Origin of the sequence: Pseudomonas sp. PLB05, assembly GCF_021106615.1 — a bacterium.
Classification (GTDB): Bacteria; Pseudomonadota; Gammaproteobacteria; order Pseudomonadales; family Pseudomonadaceae; genus Chryseomonas; species Chryseomonas benzopyrenica.
In genome coordinates, this window is the sequence record NZ_JAJOHO010000004.1 from 285,932 (window position 1) to 302,898 (window position 16,967).

The 16,967-nt window shown below is 66.1% G+C and carries 15 protein-coding genes and 1 pseudogene; 9 read left to right on the top strand and 7 right to left on the bottom strand.

Translation table 11 applies throughout. The features are described 5' to 3' along the window. Positions 1 to 161 precede the first annotated feature (161 nt). The 3 genes from argJ to LRS53_RS19170 all read left to right on the top strand — a co-directional run bounded on the left by argJ (position 162) and on the right by LRS53_RS19170 (position 3,044). Positions 162 to 1,379: a bifunctional glutamate N-acetyltransferase/amino-acid acetyltransferase ArgJ gene (gene argJ, locus LRS53_RS19160; protein WP_160924040.1), complete on the top strand. Its 1,218-nt coding sequence runs from the start codon at positions 162 to 164 to the stop codon at positions 1,377 to 1,379. 82 nt (positions 1,380 to 1,461) lie between these two features. Next, positions 1,462 to 2,100 carry a glutathione S-transferase family protein gene (locus LRS53_RS19165; protein WP_231356969.1) on the top strand — a complete coding sequence of 213 codons (639 nt, stop codon included), beginning with the start codon at positions 1,462 to 1,464 and terminating at the stop codon, positions 2,098 to 2,100. After that, positions 2,097 to 3,044 carry a Nudix family hydrolase gene (locus tag LRS53_RS19170; protein ID WP_231356970.1) on the top strand — a complete coding sequence of 316 codons (948 nt, stop codon included), beginning with the start codon at positions 2,097 to 2,099 and terminating at the stop codon, positions 3,042 to 3,044. The genes LRS53_RS19165 and LRS53_RS19170 overlap by 4 nt, the downstream gene beginning before the upstream one ends. 203 nt (positions 3,045 to 3,247) lie before the next feature. On the opposite strand, the gene LRS53_RS19175 is transcribed toward LRS53_RS19170, so the two are convergent. From LRS53_RS19175 to LRS53_RS19185, 3 genes are read right to left on the bottom strand one after another with little or no spacing between them, the layout of a single operon-like run. Continuing rightward, positions 3,248 to 4,297 carry an alkene reductase gene (locus tag LRS53_RS19175; RefSeq protein ID WP_231356971.1) on the bottom strand — a complete coding sequence of 350 codons (1,050 nt, stop codon included), beginning with the start codon at positions 4,295 to 4,297 and terminating at the stop codon, positions 3,248 to 3,250. A gap of 15 nt (positions 4,298 to 4,312) precedes the next feature. After that, the gene (locus LRS53_RS19180) at positions 4,313 to 5,476 is read right to left on the bottom strand and encodes an MFS transporter (RefSeq protein ID WP_017639108.1); all 1,164 of its coding nucleotides are present in this window, start codon (positions 5,474 to 5,476) and stop codon (positions 4,313 to 4,315) included. 16 nt (positions 5,477 to 5,492) lie between these two features. Beyond that, positions 5,493 to 5,783 carry an ArsR/SmtB family transcription factor gene (locus LRS53_RS19185; protein WP_068382959.1) on the bottom strand — a complete coding sequence of 97 codons (291 nt, stop codon included), beginning with the start codon at positions 5,781 to 5,783 and terminating at the stop codon, positions 5,493 to 5,495. A gap of 168 nt (positions 5,784 to 5,951) precedes the next feature. On the opposite strand from LRS53_RS19185, the pseudogene LRS53_RS19190 reads away from it, so the two are divergent. The 4 genes and pseudogenes from LRS53_RS19190 to LRS53_RS19205 all read left to right on the top strand — a co-directional run bounded on the left by LRS53_RS19190 (position 5,952) and on the right by LRS53_RS19205 (position 11,799). After that, positions 5,952 to 6,697: pseudogene (locus LRS53_RS19190) on the top strand (OmpA family protein). A 250-nt stretch (positions 6,698 to 6,947) separates the two neighbouring features. Next, positions 6,948 to 9,086, top strand: coding sequence for a putative bifunctional diguanylate cyclase/phosphodiesterase (locus LRS53_RS19195; protein WP_173150037.1), 2,139 nt, complete (start codon positions 6,948 to 6,950; stop codon positions 9,084 to 9,086). Positions 9,087 to 9,244: 158 nt separating this feature from the next. Continuing rightward, positions 9,245 to 10,399, top strand: a complete 1,155-nt coding sequence (locus LRS53_RS19200) for a phospholipase D-like domain-containing protein (RefSeq protein ID WP_017639112.1) — start codon at positions 9,245 to 9,247, stop codon at positions 10,397 to 10,399. Positions 10,400 to 10,494: 95 nt separating this feature from the next. Continuing rightward, complete coding sequence (locus tag LRS53_RS19205) at positions 10,495 to 11,799, top strand: acyltransferase family protein (protein ID WP_231356972.1); 1,305 nt, start codon at positions 10,495 to 10,497, stop codon at positions 11,797 to 11,799. On the opposite strand, the gene LRS53_RS19210 is transcribed toward LRS53_RS19205, so the two are convergent. Both LRS53_RS19210 and LRS53_RS19215 read right to left on the bottom strand, forming a co-directional pair. Continuing rightward, on the bottom strand, positions 11,774 to 12,142 hold the full coding sequence (locus LRS53_RS19210) for a putative quinol monooxygenase (RefSeq protein WP_231356973.1): 369 nt from the start codon (positions 12,140 to 12,142) through the stop codon (positions 11,774 to 11,776). The two genes, LRS53_RS19205 and LRS53_RS19210, sit on opposite strands and share 26 nt — an antisense overlap. A gap of 73 nt (positions 12,143 to 12,215) precedes the next feature. Continuing rightward, a complete protein-coding gene (locus LRS53_RS19215) occupies positions 12,216 to 12,617 on the bottom strand; it encodes a ketosteroid isomerase-related protein (protein ID WP_017639115.1) in 402 nt (133 codons plus the stop codon). A 105-nt stretch (positions 12,618 to 12,722) separates the two neighbouring features. Here LRS53_RS19215 and LRS53_RS19220 point away from each other — a divergent pair, with 105 nt between their 5' ends. Both LRS53_RS19220 and LRS53_RS19225 read left to right on the top strand, forming a co-directional pair. Beyond that, positions 12,723 to 13,310 (top strand): GNAT family N-acetyltransferase, encoded by a 588-nt coding sequence (locus LRS53_RS19220; protein ID WP_231356974.1) that lies wholly within the window; start codon positions 12,723 to 12,725, stop codon positions 13,308 to 13,310. Then, complete coding sequence (locus LRS53_RS19225) at positions 13,307 to 14,191, top strand: carbon-nitrogen hydrolase family protein (protein WP_231356975.1); 885 nt, start codon at positions 13,307 to 13,309, stop codon at positions 14,189 to 14,191. Before LRS53_RS19220 ends, LRS53_RS19225 begins: the two co-directional genes overlap by 4 nt. A 45-nt stretch (positions 14,192 to 14,236) precedes the next feature. On the opposite strand, the gene LRS53_RS19230 is transcribed toward LRS53_RS19225, so the two are convergent. Further along, a complete protein-coding gene (locus LRS53_RS19230) occupies positions 14,237 to 15,757 on the bottom strand; it encodes a fumarate hydratase (protein ID WP_231356976.1) in 1,521 nt (506 codons plus the stop codon). A gap of 230 nt (positions 15,758 to 15,987) precedes the next feature. Further along, positions 15,988 to 16,962 carry a 2-hydroxyacid dehydrogenase gene (locus LRS53_RS19235; RefSeq protein WP_231356977.1) on the bottom strand — a complete coding sequence of 325 codons (975 nt, stop codon included), beginning with the start codon at positions 16,960 to 16,962 and terminating at the stop codon, positions 15,988 to 15,990. Positions 16,963 to 16,967: the final 5 nt, after the last annotated feature.

A 16,967-nucleotide genomic window follows, 5' to 3' on the forward strand; every position in this document is an offset into this window, starting at 1 on the left:
GCAACCGGTCGGCATAGCCGCCGACAGGTTGTAAACTCCACCCGCTAGGCTGTCTGCGCCCCTTGCCCAGGCTGGGCGAGGCGGGCGCTGGAAGGCTGATTTCCACGCCGCGACCGGTTTTCCGCTCGCGGCGTTTCCTTTTCTTTCACTGGAGTTTTCCCATGGCTGTCGGTCTCGGTCCGCTCTCCACGCTGCACCCGGTTCCCGGTTTCGAACTCGGTATCGCCTCTGCCGGCATCAAGCGTCCCGGGCGCAAGGATGTGGTGGTGATGCGCTGTGCCGAAGGCTCCAGCGTGGCCGGGGTCTTTACCCTGAACGCCTTCTGCGCGGCGCCGGTCATCATCGCCCGCCAGCGCTTCGCTGGCCCCGTCCGCTATCTGCTGACCAACACCGGCAATGCCAACGCCGGTACCGGCCAGCCGGGCCTGGCCGCGGCCGAGCGCACCACCAAGACCCTGGCGACTCTGGCCAGCGTCGGCGAGGAAGCGGTGCTGCCGTTCTCCACCGGCGTGATCGGCGAGCCGTTGCCGGTGGAAAAGATCGAAGCTGCGCTGCCGGCCGCCCTGGCCGACCTGGCCGAAGACAACTGGGCCGCCGCCGCCACCGGCATCATGACCACCGACACCCTGCCCAAGGGCGCCAGCCGCCAGTTCCAGGTGGACGGCACCACCGTCACCGTGACCGGTATCAGCAAGGGCGCCGGCATGATCAAGCCGAACATGGCGACCATGCTGGGCTACGTAGCTACCGACGCCAAGGTCGCCCGGGGCCTGCTGCAGGACCTGCTGGCCGATGCCGCCAATCGCTCCTTCAACCGCATCACCATTGACGGCGACACCTCCACCAACGACTGCTGCATGCTGGTTGCCACCGGCCAGGCGGCCATGGCGGAAATCGCCCAGCCCAGCGGTGCGGCCTTCGAGCAGCTGCGCGAGGCGGTGTTCGCAGTGTTCGCCGAACTGGCCCAGGCCATCGTGCGCGACGGCGAGGGTGCCACCAAATTCGTCACCGTGCAGGTCAATGGTGGCGGCAATGCCCAGGAGTGCCTGGACGTTGGCTACGCCGTCGCTCACTCGCCGCTGATCAAGACCGCGCTGTTCGCCTCCGATCCCAACTGGGGCCGCATCCTCGCCGCCGTCGGCAGGGCCGGCGTGCCCCAACTGGATGTCAGCCTGATCGACGTCTTCCTTGGTGGCGTGCAGATCTGCCAGCAGGGCGGTCGCGCGGCCACCTACACCGAAGAGCAGGGCGCGCGGGTCATGGCCCAGGCCGAGATCGAGATCCGCATCGAGCTGGGTCGCGGCAGCCACAGCGAGACCATCTGGACCACCGACCTCTCCCACGACTATGTGAAGATCAACGCCGAGTACCGTACCTGACGGCTACCCGACGCCTGGGCGTCCGCTCCGGCGGGCGCCTGCGGCGGTCCTTGCGGGCCGCATCGTTTCGAGGAATCCCCGCATGTCCCAGCTGCAACTCGTGATCGGCAACAAGAATTTCTCCTCCTGGTCGCTACGCGCCTGGCTGGCCATGGAGCTCAGCGGCGCCCCCTATGAAGAGGTGGCGATTCCGCTCTATACCCCCAACAGCCGCGCCTTGCTCAAGGCCCAGTCACCGACCGGCAAGGTGCCGGTGCTCAAACTGGCCGAGGGCACCATCTGGGATTCCCTGGCCATCGTCGAGTATCTCGCCGAGGCCTATCCCGATGCCGGGCTGTGGCCGACGGACACCCTGGCCCGCGCCCATGCCCGGGCGCTGTGCGCCGAGATGCACAGTGGCTTCCTGGCCCTGCGCCGCGAGCTGCCCATGGACCTGCGTCGCCGCCAGCGGCTGAAGTCGACCACCGCCGAGGCGGTGGAAGACATCCAGCGCATCCAGCGCCTGTGGCGCGAATGCCGCGAGCGCTATGGCCAGCAGGGCCCTTATCTGTTCGGTACGCCGACCATCGCCGATGCCTTCTATGCCCCGGTCGCCAGCCGCTTCCACAGCTACGGGGTGGAACTGTCGGCCGAGGCGGCCGCCTATGTCGAAACCATCTACGCCTGGCCGGCCTTCCAGCGCTGGTTGGCGGAGGCTGAAACGGAGGAGCAGAGCGCATGACTCGTCTGCATGTGGTTGCCGCGGTGATCCGCGATCCCCAGGGGCAGATCCTTATCGCCCAGCGTCCGGCGCACAAGCACCAGGGCGGACTCTGGGAATTTCCGGGGGGCAAGGTCGAGGCCGGTGAGGCCCCGGCCGTGGCGCTCGAACGCGAACTGGCCGAAGAGCTGGGCATCAGGGTGACTGCGGCCCGCCCGCTGTTGCAGGTCCGCCACGATTATCCCGACCAGGCGGTGCTGCTGGACGTCTGGCAGGTGGACGCCTTCACCGGCGAGGCCCACGGCGCCGAGGGCCAGCCCTTGGCCTGGGTCGCCCCGCGCGCGCTGCTCGACTATGACTTTCCCGCAGCCAACCGACCCATCGTCCAGGCGGCGCGGCTGCCAGACCGCTATCTCATCACCCCCGGCGAGCTGAGCACCGCGGAGTTGCTCAACGGCTTGCATCGAGCGCTGGACAGCGGCATCCGCCTGGTCCAGCTGCGCACGCCGGACAACTTCGATCCCCAGTACCGCGACCTGGCCGGCGACGTCCAGGGGCTCTGCACCGGCCGCGCCCAGCTGATGCTCAAAGGTCCGCTGGAGTGGCTGGGTGATTTCCCCGCCGCTGGCTGGCACCTGACCGCCGAGCAACTGCGTCGTTATGCGCCCAATGGGCGGCCCTTTCCGGAACAGCGCCTGCTGGCGGCCTCCTGCCACGACGCCGAAGAACTGGCCCTGGCCCAGCAGATGGGGGTGGACTTCGTCACCCTGTCGCCGGTGATGCCCACCGCCAGCCACCCCGGCGCCCCGACCCTGGGCTGGGTCAAGGCCCAGCAACTGCTGGCCGACTGCAACCTGCCGGCCTATCTGCTGGGGGGGCTAGGCGATGACGATCTCGCCGGCGCCTGGCAGGCCGGCGCCCAGGGCGTGGCGGCGATCCGCGCGTTCTGGCCTGGGGCTGTCTGATCCATCAATGGCGGTCCGCTGATACGGCGGTTCCTGTGATGGAGCATTGCCAATCGCGGCCATGGGCCGCTCCTACAGGCACGGACGTCACTGTAGGAGCGGCCCATGGCCGCGATAAACCAAAGCTCCGATGCTACGGTCATCTATTTCCCGCCGATAAAAAAGCCCGCCAATCGGCGGGCTTTTTCTATCCAGCTGAAAACCTACAGCCGCGGATAGTCGATGTAGCCCACCGGGCCCTTGCTGTAGAAGGTGTCCGGGTGCGGCTCGTTCAGCGCGGCGTCCTGTTCCAGCCGTTGCGGCAGATCCGGGTTGGCGATGAAGGGCACGCCGAAAGCCACGGCATCGGCCTTGTCCTCGTCCAGCCAGGCATTGGCCTTGGCTTTGTCGAATTTCTCGTTGGCGATGTAGACGCCGCCGAAGGCCGCCTTGAGGTCCGGGCCAAGGCTGTCGCTGCCGGCCGCTTCGCGAATGCAGATGAAGGCGACCTGGCGCTGGCCCAGTTCGCGGGCGACATGGCCGAAGGTGGCGGCGGGGTCATTATCGCCCATGGTGTGCATGTCGCCACGGGTGGACAGGTGCACGCCGACGCGATCGGCGCCCCAGACATCGATGCAGGCATCGGTCACTTCCAGCAGCAGCCGGGCGCGATTCTCGATGGAGCCGCCATAGTTGTCGGTGCGCTGGTTGGTGTCGCTCTGCAGGAACTGGTCGAGCAGATAGCCGTTGGCCCCGTGGACCTCGACGCCATCAAACCCGGCGCGCTTGGCGTTTTCGGCGCCATGGCGATAGGCGGCGACGATACCGGGGATCTCGGCGGTTTCCAGTGCCCGCGGGGTGACATAGTCACGCTTGGGGCGCAGCAGGCTGACGTGGCCCTGGGCGGCGATGGCGCTCGGCGCCACCGGCAGTTCGCCGTCGAGGTAGCGGGGGTCGGAGATGCGGCCCACATGCCAGAGTTGCAGCACGATGCGGCCACCAGCCTTGTGCACGGCGGTGGTCACGCGCTGCCAGCCGGCCACCTGGGCGTCGGACCAGATGCCGGGGGTGTCGGGATAGCCCACGCCCATGGGATCCACCGAGGTGGCCTCGGTGATGATCAGGCCGGCGGATGCGCGCTGCACGTAGTACTCGACCATCAGGTCGCCCGGAACCCGGCCCGGTTCGGCACGGCAGCGGGTGAGGGGCGCCATGATGACGCGGTTGGGCAGTTCCAGGGCGCCGATCTTGATCGGCTCGAACAGCTGAGTCATGGCTAGCTCTCTTGATTAGCTGGCGGTCGCCAGGCCGCTCTTGCGGGCCTGGCTGGCGGTCAGCAGGGTGGCGATGAGGGCCAGCAGGGCGAGCCCGCTGGCGGCGAGGGGTACCGCGGTAAGACCCAGACCGTGGTCGATCACCAGGCCGCCGACCCAGGCGCCAAGGGCATTGCCCACGTTGAAGGCGCCGATGTTGAGGGTCGAGACCAGATTCGGCGCGTCCTTGCCAAAGGTGACCACGTTGATCTGCAGGGCCGGTACGGCGGCGAAGGCGGCCGCGGCCCAGAGGAAGAGGGTGATCTCGGCGGGCAGGAAGGCCTGGCCGGTCCAGCGCAGGGCGGCGGAGGTCAGCGCCAGGGCGACGAAGATGCCCACCAGGCTGGTGGCCAGGCGCCAGTCGGCCAGCCGACCGCCGATGAAGTTGCCCAGGGTCAGGCCCAGGCCGATCAACAGCAGGGTGCCGGTGACGCCACGGGGCGAGACGCCGGTGACCTCCTGCAGCAGCGGCGCGACATAGGTGAAGAGGGCGAACATGGAGGCCGCGAAGAACACCGTCATCGACAGCGCCAACCAGAAGCCCAGGCCCCGCAGGGCGAGCAACTCCCGGCGCAGATCGGCGCGCGGCTGGTTGCGATCGGTGGGTAGGACCCGCCAGAGACCGATCAGGGCGACCACGCCGATCGCCACCACCGCCCAGAAGGTCGAACGCCAGCCGGCGGCCTGGCCGAGGGCGGTGCCCAAGGGCACGCCCAGCACATTGGCCAGGGTCAGGCCGGTGAACATCAGGGCCACCGCCGAGGCGCGGCGATTCTCCGGCACCAGGCTCGCGGCCACCACAGCGCCAATGCCAAAGAAGGCACCGTGGCAGAGCGCCGTGACCACCCGGGCCAGCATCAGCATGTTATAGCCACTGGCCACCGCGCAGAGCAGGTTGCCGACGATGAAGATGCCCATCAGGGCGAGGAGGGCGCGCTTGCGCGGCCAGTGGGCCGTGGCCAGCGCCATGAAGGGCGCGCCGACGGCCACACCCAGGGCATAGCCGGTCACCAGCCAGCCGGCGCTGGGGATGGATACGCCGAGATCGGCGGCGACGTTGGGCAGCAGCCCCATGATGACGAACTCGGTGGTGCCGATGGCGAAAGCGCTCAGCGCCAGCACGATGAGGGAAGCGGGCATCAGGATTCCTTGCAGACTAGAGTTCGCGAGCGAGACGTTGCAGAAAGGCCTGAATGGCGGCCTCGTCGCGTTGGTAGAAGACCCATTGGCCGATGCGCCGCGTGGTGACCAGCCCGGCCCGGGTCAATACCGCCAGATGCGCCGAGACCGTGGATTGCGACAGTCCGGCGCGCGCCTCGATCTGGCCGGCGCAGACGCCCGTCCCCAGGTCGTGTTCCTGGTGCGGAAAATACTGCTGGGGATCACGCAGCCAGCCCAGGATCTGACAGCGCAGGGGATTAGCCAGGGCCTTGAGGATCTCGTCCATTGCGGTCGTATCGTCATATTGGGTTGTACCGAACCTTAGATCGCAAAAAATCGATATGCAAGCTATCTATCTTCGATTCTGGCTATCGTGGGCTTAGAGCCTCACTATCGCGATAAGTGTCCGTGGCTACCGCCTCGTTCAGTTGCGATTCAGATCACGTAGCTAGAATTGCCAGGAGCGGCCCCTGTCCGCCGCGATGGATTTCAAGGAGTAAAGACATGGCGCTGCCCACCCGTATCCTTCTCGCCAGCCTGGCCCTGGCCACCCTGGCTGGATGCGCATCCCCCAATCCCTACGAGAACCAGGGTCAGGCCAGCGGTGGTACCTCCAAGACCGCCAAGTACGGCGGCCTAGGTGCCTTGGCCGGTGCCGTCGCCGGTGCCGCCATCGATCACAATCACCGAGGCAAGGGCGCGCTGATCGGCGCCGCTGCCGTGGGCGCAGCCGCTGCCGGCTACGGTTACTACGCCGATCGCCAGGAAGCCGAATTGCGTCGGCAGATGGAAAACACCGGTGTCGAGGTGCAGCGTCAGGGCGATGACATCAAGCTGATCATGCCGGGCAACATCACCTTCGCCACTGATTCCGCCGATATCGCCAACAGCTTCTACAAGCCGCTGAACGACCTGGCCAATTCCTTCAAGCAGTTCGATCAGAACAGCATCGAAATCGTCGGCTACACCGATAGCACCGGCAGCCGCGCCCACAATGTCGAGTTATCCCAGCGCCGCGCCCAGAATGTCGCCGGCTACCTGACCGCCCAGGGCGTACCCACGGCGCGGTTGAGCACCCGTGGCGCCGGTCCCGATGCGCCCATCGCCAGCAATGCCACCGCCGATGGTCGGGCGCAAAATCGCCGCGTCGAGGTCAACCTGCGTCCCCTGCCCGGCGCTACTGGCACCCCCGCCCAATAGTGACCGCTCGTCGCCCGCGACCCGTAGTTTCCGCACCTTGGTGAAGGGTTGCGGAAACTGCTTTTTCGTTTTGCGCTCTGATAGACGTCGCGAAGGGTCCCTCCTGGCAAATTGCAGGCGGCAGACGCCTGTCCGGCTGCTACGCTAGTAGGGTTGGAGCGACACATCGCATAACGGACACGAAGGGAAGGGGTAGCCAGCCGCGCATGGCTGCTGCACGGCGGCAGACGCCGCGGGGAGAAGAGGCTTGATGGAGTGCCCGTTGCCGCAGACAGAACAAGGCCCGGTGTTGCTGGTGGTCGACGACCGTCAGGAGAACCTGTTCGCCATGCAGGCCGTGCTGGAGGTCGGGAACTGGCGGGTGATCACCGCCGCCTCGGGTGAGCGCGCCCTGCAATACCTGCTGGACGAAACCGTGGACCTGGTCCTGCTCGACGTCCAGATGCCGATCATGGACGGCTTCGAGGTGGCGCGCATCATGCGCAGCAACCTGCGCACCCGCTTCACGCCGATCATCTTCGTCTCCGCTGAAGCCCACTCATACGAATCGGTGCTGCGTGGCTATGCCACCGGTGCGGTGGACTACCTGCTCAAGCCCGTCGATCCCAACATCCTCAGGCACAAGGTACGCTCGCTGCTCGATCACGAGCGCAATCGCCGCGAGTTGCTGCAGGCCACCCAGCAGCTGGAGCTGGCCAAGTCGTTCAGCGACTCGCTGCTCGACAACGCCGCCGAGGGCATCCTCACCGTCAACGAGCAGGGTCGGGTGACCTTCGCCAACGCCGCCATCGCCCGCATGTTGAGATGCAGCGTCAGCGACCTGGTACACGCCAACTTTCTCGACTTCCTCGAAGGCGGCAGCGGTCTCGACGACTGGCAGACCTCGCCCTTCATGGAGCACTACGACCGCCGCGAGACCTATCGCCTGCACGACGCGCGCCTGCGTACCAACCGCGGCGACAGCCTGCCGGTGGCACTATCTTGCGCGCCGCTGCCGCGCATGCAGCGGGCCATGGTCATCATCGCCCTGGACATGTCGCGCATGCGCGAGTTGCAGGACCAATTGGAATCCCAGGCCGTCACCGATGCCCTGACCGGCCTGCTCAATCGCCGCGGCTTCAACCAGACGCTGGAAGCGGCGCTGGCGCGCAGCGGCCGCAACGGCAAGCGCATGGCCGTGCTCTACATCGATCTCGATGGCTTCAAGCGCATCAACGATTCCCTCGGCCACGAAGCGGGTGACCGGGTGCTGTGCATCGTCGCCGAGCAGCTCAAGAGCTGCATGCGGCCCTACGACATCCTGGCGCGCATGGGCGGCGACGAATTCACCGCACTGCTCGATTCCCTCGAACATCCCGAGGATGCTGCCCGGGTCGCCGAAAAGCTGCTGGAGTTGCTGGCCACGGTGCATCGCATCGATGGCATGGAGGTCAGCCTGGGCGCCAGCATCGGCATCGCCAGCTATCCCGACTGCGGCCACACCGTGGACGGCCTGCTGAGATCCGCCGACATCGCCATGTACGAGGCCAAGCGTGGCGGTCGTCAGCAATACCGTTTCTTCTCGCCGGAAATGAATGGCCGTGCCCGTTCCCGGCTGATGCTCGAAGAAAGCGTGCGCAATGCCATCGACAACAAGGATTTCGTCCTCGCCTACCAGCCGCAGGTCTATCTGCGCGACGGTCGCCTGCGTGGCTTCGAGGCGTTGCTGCGCTGGGAGCACACGGTGGCCGGCAAGGTCTCGCCCAGTGTCTTCATCCCGCTGCTGGAAGAGACCCGGCTGATCAACCGCATCGGTGACTGGATCTTCCGCGAAGGCGCGACCAAGCTGCAGTCCCTGCAGGAGATCTATGGCGACGAACTGCTGCTGAGCATCAATCTCAGCCCGGTGCAATTCGGCATGCCGCAACTGACGGAGAGTCTGCGCCAGATCATCGAGACCCACCAGCTGCGGCCCGAGCAGCTGGAAATCGAGGTGACCGAATCGGCGCTGATGCACGACATCGACTACACCCGGGCGCAGCTGTCACAACTGCGCGCGCTGGGCGTGCGTATCGCGGTGGACGACTTCGGCACCGGCTATTCTTCGCTGGCCTATCTGCGTCACTTCGAACTGGATACCCTCAAGATCGATCAGCTGTTCATTGCCAACATGCTGGATTCCTCGCGCGATGCCGCCATCGTCAGCACCATCCTCGAACTGGGCCGCAACCTGGATCTGGAGGTCATCGCCGAAGGGGTGGAGACCCTGGAACAGCGCGACTGGCTGCTTGAGCATGGCTGCGAGATCATGCAGGGCTTCCTGGTTTCCCGGCCATTGAGCGCCGAGCTGACCGGACGCTTCCCGCAGCAGGTGGACTGGATCTCCCGGCGCCCCGAGCCGACGCTCTAGGCGCGCCGCCAACCATCGGCGCAGGCCGTCGGGCAGGCGGCGTGCCAGGGCTGGCGAGACTTTCCAGGCCGGCACTCGCCAGCCAAACCACGACCGCCACTGAACGAACCTTCGTCCGCGCCTTCTTATGCAATGGCCACAGGCACGGAGTAGGAAGCATGCGGGGCGCCGTCTTTCCATGGCGGGAAAACAACAGGTTCGAATTGCTGGTGGACGGCGGTCGGTTCTTTCCGGCCATGCTCGAATCCATCGCTGGCGCCAGTCGCCAGATCGATGTCGAACTCTATCTGGTAGAAGCCGGTAGTTGCTCCGAGCAGCTGCTCGTGGCGCTGACCGAGGCGGCCCGTCGGGGCGTCGTGGTGCGCTGCCTGTTCGACGGCTTCGGTACCCTGCGGATGGACGCCGGTTTGCGCCGCCAGCTGGAAGAAGCGGGCGCCGAGCTGCGGCTCTTCAATCCCGTGCGCTTCGGTCATGGCTTGCACAACCTGCACCGCGATCATCGCAAGATCTTCGTCATCGACGGCGAAGAGGCCTTTGTCGGTGGCAGCGGCGCGACCGATGACTTCTGGGATCCGGCCAAGAGCGACTGCAACTGGCACGAGGTGATGGTGCGTATCCAGGGGCCACTGGTGGCGGACTGGCTGGCTCTGTTCGAGCGGCAATGGGAAGCGGTCCGTCGCCGCCGCGCCTGGAAGCCGCGACCGCGGCGGGGACGCGAGCGTCCACCGCCGCCGCCCGTTGCCCAGGAAGGTCAGGGCCGGGTTGCCTATGCCGATGCCCGCCAGCACCGCGACATCCTGCAGGCGCTGATCCGCGCCCTGGTGGGTGGTCAGGAGCGCATCTGGTTCGCCACACCCTATTTTCTGCCGACCTGGCGCGTGCGCTGGGCCTTGCGGCGCGCGGCGCGGCGTGGCGTCGACGTGCGCCTGTTGCTCACCGGTCGCCATACCGACAATCCACCGGTGCGCTTCGCCGGGCAGCGCTACTACCGCAGCCTGTTGCGCGCGGGCGTGCGCATCTACGAATACCAGCCCAGGTTCATCCACGCCAAGATGGTGCTGGTGGACCACTGGGTCAGCGTCGGCTCCTGCAATTTCGATCACTGGAATCTGAGATTCAACCTGGAGGCCAATGTCGAGGCGGTGGATCGCGGTCTGAGCCAGGCGGTGGCGGCCAGCTTCGTCAAGGATTTCGCCCAGAGCCGCGAGATCACCCTGGAATTCTGGCGCAGTCGTCCCTGGTGGCGACGGGCGCGTGAGTGGCTGTGGGGTTCGCTGGATCGCTTGGTGATCGGTGTACTGGGGCGCGGTTAGCAGCCCTGGTGGTCAGGTGCGGGTAACATAACCGATCCGGTGCAGGTAGGCCGGACCCATCGTCCCGCGGACGAGGCCAGACGAGTAACGCCTTAGTGCAGACTTTAGATAAACACCGCTTCATCGGTCTGGAGTGGCTCAGGTTCCTGATGGGTTTCTATGTGGTCGTCTACCACACCATCCATTTCTATCCCGAGCGCAAGACCATCCCCCTGCTGGACGAGATCACCAGCATGGGCTTCTTCGCCACCAGCACCTTCTTCGTGCTCTCCGGCTTTCTGCTCGCCCATGTCTATTGCGGCCGTGGCAGCCTGCGCGAGCCGGCGCGCAGCTTCTGGGTCAAGAGGTTCGCCAACCTCTATCCGATCCATATCTTCGCGCTGCTGCTGGCGATGGCGGTGGTGACCTGGATCGGCAGCCTCGACATACCGCCGGGTGCGGCCACGGCCAGCATCCGCTTCGTGGTGTTCGACACCAACGAGCCCCTGGCACGGACCAACCCCGAGCTGTTCCAGCACTTCATGACCAACGTGGAGCTGGCCTTCAACGCCGTGCTGCAACTGTTCATGCTGCAGGCCTGGAATCCCTACTATCTCACCTTCAATGCGCCGCTCTGGTCGATCTCGGCGCTGTTCTTCTTCTACCTGACCTTTCCCAAGCTGGCACCGCGGCTGATGACCAGTGAACGTCCCTGGCAGCTGTTGCTGCTGGTCTGGGCGCTCTATCTGATCCCGCCGCTGCTGGTGATCGCCAACCAGAACTACGGCATGCCCTTCACTGGCCTCCTGCAGCGGGTGCCCTTGTTCCGCTTGCCGGAGTTTCTCGCCGGCATCCTGCTGTATGCCATCTTTCGCCGCCAGTACGAGCGAGGCTGGGCACCGTCGGAGCGGCAGCGGGTGCTCTTGGCGAGCTACCTGGTCCTGAGCTTCGCCCTGGGTACGGCACTGTTCACCCATGGGCCCAAGTTCTGGTACTTCCTGTTCCATAACGGCCTGTTCCTGCCGTCACAGCTGATCCTGGTCTACCTGGCCGCGCTGGCTCAGGAGCCGGCCAGTGAGCGCATCCGTCACTGGTCACCGCGGCTGGGCGCAGCGTCGCTGTCGATGTTCGCCCTGCACGTGCCCCTGTCGGGCATCTACATGACCCTGGAGCAGCTGATCGGCGGCGATCTCAAGGCCTGTCTCAGCGGCAATCGCGAGGTCTGTATCGCTGCCGCCGGGGCCTATACCAATTCCATCGAGTGGTATTGGCTGTTCCTGCTGGCGGTGGTGGTGCTCTGCGTGCTGTTCCAGGAGCGGCTGGTGGTGCCGACCCGCAAGCGCATTCTCAAGGTGCTGCTGCCGCGTCTGGCGCCGCCGCAGAAGCCGCCCCAGGCTAGCGGCGGAAGCCTGCGGCCATGACGAAGAAGCGGGCGTTCAGCGCCGCCAGCGGCTCGCGTAGCTGCTCCAGCTGATCGGCCGCGCCGAATACTTCGAAGCGCTCCAGGGTGGCGATGGCCTGGGCCTGTTCCAGCAGATCGCCGACGTTGTCCAGGTGGGCCAGCAGCGCCTGGGCATCGCGGTAGCCCTCGCGGCAGCGCGCCGTGGCGCCGTCGTAGCAGAAACCGTAGTAGAGGCAGCCGGGTTCGCTCTGGGTGCGCTGCAGCATGGCCTCGCCCAGGCGCTTGAAGGCCTCGAGCTGGTCGGGCTGGATGGCGAAGACGGGGGCCAGGCTGCAGACGGAATCGCTGGGAAGGGTGGGCATGGAAACTCCGGGGTCAGGGGTGGTCTCCATGCGACTCCTGCCGGCGGGCAGTGCTCCCGTCAACTGACGGACGTCAGCCGCCGACCTGGGCGATCCAGTCGTTGAGGTTGTAGTAGTTGGTCACCCGCGCCACCTTGCCGTCGCGGATCTCGAAGAAGGCCCCTACCGGCAGGCGATAGGTCTGGCCGCTGGCCGGCGGCAGGCCTTCGTCGCTGGCCAGGTACTCGCCGTGGATGACGAATTCGGCGGCGGCGCGGCGCCCGCTGGGTTCGGCCATGACGACCAAATCGGTCAGGCGTTCGCGATAGCAGCGATTCATGTGCGCCATGAAGGCCGCGAAGGCGGCCTTGCCCACCTGACGCTCGCCCTGGTTGATGTCGTGGACCACATCCTCGGTGAGCAACTCCAGAAAGATGTCCATATCGCCGGCATTGAAGGCGGCGTAATAGGCGTCGATGAGGTCGGTCGTGGTCATGGCGGTTCCTGTCGTGGACGAAAAAATGGCTTTGCCCGCACATGGTAGGGTGCCGCTACGAAGCCGACATAGCCATTCACGTCTCCTGCTTAACCAGAAGAGTCCATGGACATCCAACTCCTCCACGGCGCTGCCATCACCCCGCTGATTCCCGAACTCGCCGAATTGCGCATCGCGGTCTTTCGCGAGTTTCCCTATCTCTACGACGGCACCCTGGACTACGAGTCCCGCTATCTGCAGACCTATGCGGAGGCGCCGGATAGCCTTTGCGTGCTGGTTCGCGATGCCGGGCGGGTGGTGGGTGCCGCCACCGCCCTGCCGCTGGTGGACGAGACTGCGGAATTCCAGCAGCCCTTCCTCGCCCAGGGATGGCCGGTGGAACGGATCTACTACTTCGGCGAATCCCTCTTGCTGCCGGCCTACCGGGGCCAGGGACTCGGCCGGCGCTTCTTTGCCGAGCGCGAGGCGCGGGCCCGGCAACTGGGGCGCTTCGCCTGGTGCGCCTTCTGCGCCGTGCAGCGTCCAGATGACCATCCGCGCCGGCCAGCGGGTTATCGACCCTTACACGGCCTCTGGCATGGCGAGGGCTTCGTCGAGCATCCGGAATTGCTGACCCACTACTTCTGGCAGGATCTCGACGAGATGGTCGAATCGCCCAAACCCATGACCTTCTGGCTCAAGGAGTTGCCATGATCCGCCTCGCCGCCTGCCAATACGCCATCGAATTGCTGGAGACCTGGGACGCCTATGCCGCGCACCTGACCGACCTCTGTGAGGAGGCCGCAGCCGAAGGCAGTCAGCTGCTGCTATTGCCCGAATACGCCGGCCTGGTGCTCAGCGGCCAGCTGCCGCCCGACGAGCGCAGCGATCTGCAGGGCTCCATCGCTGGCATCCAGCCACTGATTCCGGCTTGGCGCGACCTCTGTGAAAGCCTGGCACGCCGGCTGCGGCTGTACCTGTTGCCCGGTTCGCTTCCCGTCCTGGATAGCGACGGCCAATACCGCAATCGCGCCTGGCTGTTCGGCCCCGAGGGCTGCCTGGGCCATCAGGACAAGCTGATGATGACCCGCTTCGAACGGGAAGAGTGGAACATCTCCGGTGGCCGCGAAGGCCTGCAGGTATTCGATACGGCCCTCGGGTGTCTCGGCATCCTGATCTGCTACGACAGCGAATTCCCGCTGCTGGCCCGCCACCTAGCCGAAGCGGGCGCGGACCTGATTCTGGTACCGAGTTGTACCGATACCGTCGCTGGGTTCCATCGGGTGCGGATCGGTGCCCAGGCCCGGGCGCTGGAGAACCAGGTCGCCGTCTTGCAGTCGCCGACGGTGGGTTTGGCGCCCTGGTCGCCGGCATTGGACGAAAATGTCGGTCGGGCCGGCCTCTTCGTCCCGCCGGATCGTGGCATGCCTGCGGACGGCGTGATCGCCCAGAGCGCAGAACTCTCTCCAGACGTCAGCCAATGGCTCTATGCCGACCTCGATCTGGACGAGGTGCGGCAGGTGCGGACCCATGGCCAGGTGTTCATCCGTCGCGACTGGCCGGAGCAGTGGCAAGTACTGGAACCCAGGCGCTGAACGAAAAAGCCCAGCACTGGGCTGGGCTTTTTCGTGGGGCGGAACCTAGATCTCGACGGCGAGGCTGTCGGCGATCTTCTTCTGCCACAGCTGCGGACCGGTGATGTGCACCGATTCGCCACGGGTGTCCACGGCCACGGTCACCGGCATGTCCTTCACTTCGAACTCATAGATGGCTTCCATACCCAGTTCCGGGAAGGCCAGCACCTGGGCGCCCTTGATGGCCTGGGCCACCAGGTAGGCGGCGCCGCCCACGGCCATCAGGTAGACCGCCTTGTGGTCCTTGATCGCCTCGATGGCGATGGGACCGCGCTCGGACTTGCCGATCATGCCCAGCAGACCCGTCTGGTCGAGGATCTGACGGGTGAACTTGTCCATGCGGGTGGCCGTGGTGGGTCCGGCCGGCCCCACCACCTCGTCGCCTACCGGATCGACCGGGCCGACGTAGTAGATGAAGCGGCCCTTGAGGTCCACCGGCAGCGGCTCGCCCTTGTTGAGCATGTCGACCATGCGCTTGTGGGCGGCGTCGCGACCGGTGAGCATCTTGCCGTTGAGCAGCACGGTCTCGCCCGGTTGCCAGCTCTGCACCTCTTCCGGGGTAAGGGTGTCGAGGTCGACGCGGCGAGCGCTCGGACCAGCTTCCCAGACGATTTCCGGATAGGCGTCCAGCGGCGGGGCTTCCAGGCTGGCGGGGCCGGAGCCGTCGAGCACGAAGTGGGCGTGGCGGGTGGCGGCGCAGTTGGGGATCATGCACACCGGCAGGGAGGCGGCGTGGGTCGGGTAATCCTTGATCTTGACGTCCAGCACCGTGGTCAGGCCGCCCAAGCCCTGAGCGCCGATGCCCAGCTGGTTGACCTTGTCGAAGATCTCCAGGCGCAGCTCTTCCAAACGATTCTGCGGGCCGCGGGCCTTGAGCTCATGGATGTCGATCTCGTCCATCAGCGATTCCTTGGCCAGCACCGCGGCCTTCTCGGCGGTGCCGCCGATGCCGATGCCCAGCATGCCCGGCGGGCACCAGCCGGCGCCCATGGTCGGCACGGTCTTGAGCACCCAGTCGACGATGGAGTCGGACGGGTTGAGCATGGCCATCTTCGACTTGTTCTCGGAGCCGCCGCCCTTGGCCGCGACGTCGATCTCCACGGTGTTGCCGGGAACGATCTGGTAGTGGATCACCGCCGGGGTGTTGTCCTTGGTGTTCTTGCGGGCACCGGCCGGGTCGGCCAGGATCGAGGCGCGCAGGACGTTTTCCGGCAGGTTATAGGCGCGACGGACACCCTCGTTGATCATCTCGTCCAGGCTCAGGGTGGCGCCGTCCCAGCGCACGTCCATGCCGACCTTGGCGAAGACGGTGACGATGCCGGTGTCCTGGCAGATCGGCCGATGGCCGGTGGCGCACATCCGCGAGTTGATCAGGATCTGAGCGATGGAGTCGCGCGCGGCGGCGGATTCTTCGCGCAGGTAGGCCTCGTGCATGGCCTGGATGAAATCGACGGGGTGGTAATAGGAGATGAACTGCAGGGCGTCGGCAACGCTCTGGATCAGGTCATCCTGCTTGATCACGGTCATGTACGCGCTCCTCTTGGCGGTTTCTTGCGTCTCGACCACGGGCGGTGGCGAGACGGGCGCGCAATTCGGGTCGCACGGACCGGGCCGCGAAGGAGCCCGATCGGAGGGGTGGCCTGGACACACTGAGAGAGGCCCACCCGGCCGGGCGGCCGACCCGAGAGCGGCGCGGCAGTATAGCCTTTAAGCGGCCGGACGGCACGCCACCTGGGTCGACGGTGGGCGATCAGCGCCTAGCGGCGGTCCAGGGCCGCCGGATTGACCAGATCGGTCGGCTGCTTGCCTTCGAGGGCCGCGATCAGATTGTCCACCGCGCGCTCCGCCATGGCGTAGCGGGTCTCGTGGGTGGCCGAGCCGATGTGCGGCAGGGTCACCACATTGGGCAGCTCGAACAGCGGCGAGGCCTCCAGCGGTTCGCGGGTATAGACGTCCAGGCCCGCACCACGGATCTGGCCACTGCACAGCGCCTCGATCAGTGCCGCCTCGTCGATGACCGGGCCGCGCGCCAGGTTGATCAGGATGGCGCTGGACTTCATCAGGCCCAACTCGCGTGCCCCTATGAGTCCTTCGGTGGCCGCCGACAGGGGCACCACCAGGCAGACGAAGTCGGCTTCCCTGAGCAGCTCGTCCAGCTCGAGGCGCTGGGCACCCATCTGCTCTTCCAGCTCGGGCTTGGCGCTGTTGGCGGTATAGAGGATCGGCATGTCGAAGCCGAAGTGGCCACGCTTGGCGATGGCGGCGCCGATGCGACCGGCCCCGACGATGCCCAGGGTACGGCCATGGATGTCGGTGCCGAAATGCTCTTCGCCGATGCCCTTGCGCCAGAGGCCGGCCTTGACGAAGGCGTCCAGCTCCGGCACCCGCCGGGCGGCGCTCATCAGCAGGGTGAAGCCCAGGTCGGCGGTGGTGTTGGTCAATACGTCAGGGGTGTTGGTGAGCAGGATGCCGCGCCCGGTCAGGTAGTCCACGTCATAGCTGTCGTAGCCGACCGAAACGCTGGCGATGGCTTCCAGGGTGGTGGCCATCTCCAGTTCCTGCTCGCCGAGCTTGCGACTGGCGCCGATCAGGCCTTGGGCCTTGGCCGCGGAGGCGGCGAAGAGGTCGATGTTGGCACTGAAGGGGATCACCTCGACCGTGAAGTGCTGGCGCAGACGCTCCACCAGTTCTTCGGGCAGGCGGTTGAAGACCATTACGTGCTTCTTGCTCATCGATA

Excerpts from the sequence above, each read along its gene's own strand:
- argJ (WP_160924040.1), top strand. The coding sequence starts at position 162 with ATGGCTGTCGGTCTCGGTCCGCTCTCCACGCTGCACCCGGTTCCCGGT.
- LRS53_RS19165 (WP_231356969.1), top strand. The coding sequence starts at position 1,462 with ATGTCCCAGCTGCAACTCGTGATCGGCAACAAGAATTTCTCCTCCTGG.
- LRS53_RS19170 (WP_231356970.1), top strand. The coding sequence starts at position 2,097 with ATGACTCGTCTGCATGTGGTTGCCGCGGTGATCCGCGATCCCCAGGGG.
- LRS53_RS19175 (WP_231356971.1), bottom strand. The coding sequence starts at position 4,297 with ATGACTCAGCTGTTCGAGCCGATCAAGATCGGCGCCCTGGAACTGCCC.
- LRS53_RS19180 (WP_017639108.1), bottom strand. The coding sequence starts at position 5,476 with ATGCCCGCTTCCCTCATCGTGCTGGCGCTGAGCGCTTTCGCCATCGGC.
- LRS53_RS19185 (WP_068382959.1), bottom strand. The coding sequence starts at position 5,783 with ATGGACGAGATCCTCAAGGCCCTGGCTAATCCCCTGCGCTGTCAGATC.
- LRS53_RS19195 (WP_173150037.1), top strand. The coding sequence starts at position 6,948 with ATGGAGTGCCCGTTGCCGCAGACAGAACAAGGCCCGGTGTTGCTGGTG.
- LRS53_RS19200 (WP_017639112.1), top strand. The coding sequence starts at position 9,245 with ATGCGGGGCGCCGTCTTTCCATGGCGGGAAAACAACAGGTTCGAATTG.
- LRS53_RS19210 (WP_231356973.1), bottom strand. The coding sequence starts at position 12,142 with ATGCCCACCCTTCCCAGCGATTCCGTCTGCAGCCTGGCCCCCGTCTTC.
- LRS53_RS19215 (WP_017639115.1), bottom strand. The coding sequence starts at position 12,617 with ATGACCACGACCGACCTCATCGACGCCTATTACGCCGCCTTCAATGCC.
- LRS53_RS19220 (WP_231356974.1), top strand. The coding sequence starts at position 12,723 with ATGGACATCCAACTCCTCCACGGCGCTGCCATCACCCCGCTGATTCCC.
- LRS53_RS19225 (WP_231356975.1), top strand. The coding sequence starts at position 13,307 with ATGATCCGCCTCGCCGCCTGCCAATACGCCATCGAATTGCTGGAGACC.
- LRS53_RS19230 (WP_231356976.1), bottom strand. The coding sequence starts at position 15,757 with ATGACCGTGATCAAGCAGGATGACCTGATCCAGAGCGTTGCCGACGCC.
- LRS53_RS19235 (WP_231356977.1), bottom strand. The coding sequence starts at position 16,962 with ATGAGCAAGAAGCACGTAATGGTCTTCAACCGCCTGCCCGAAGAACTG.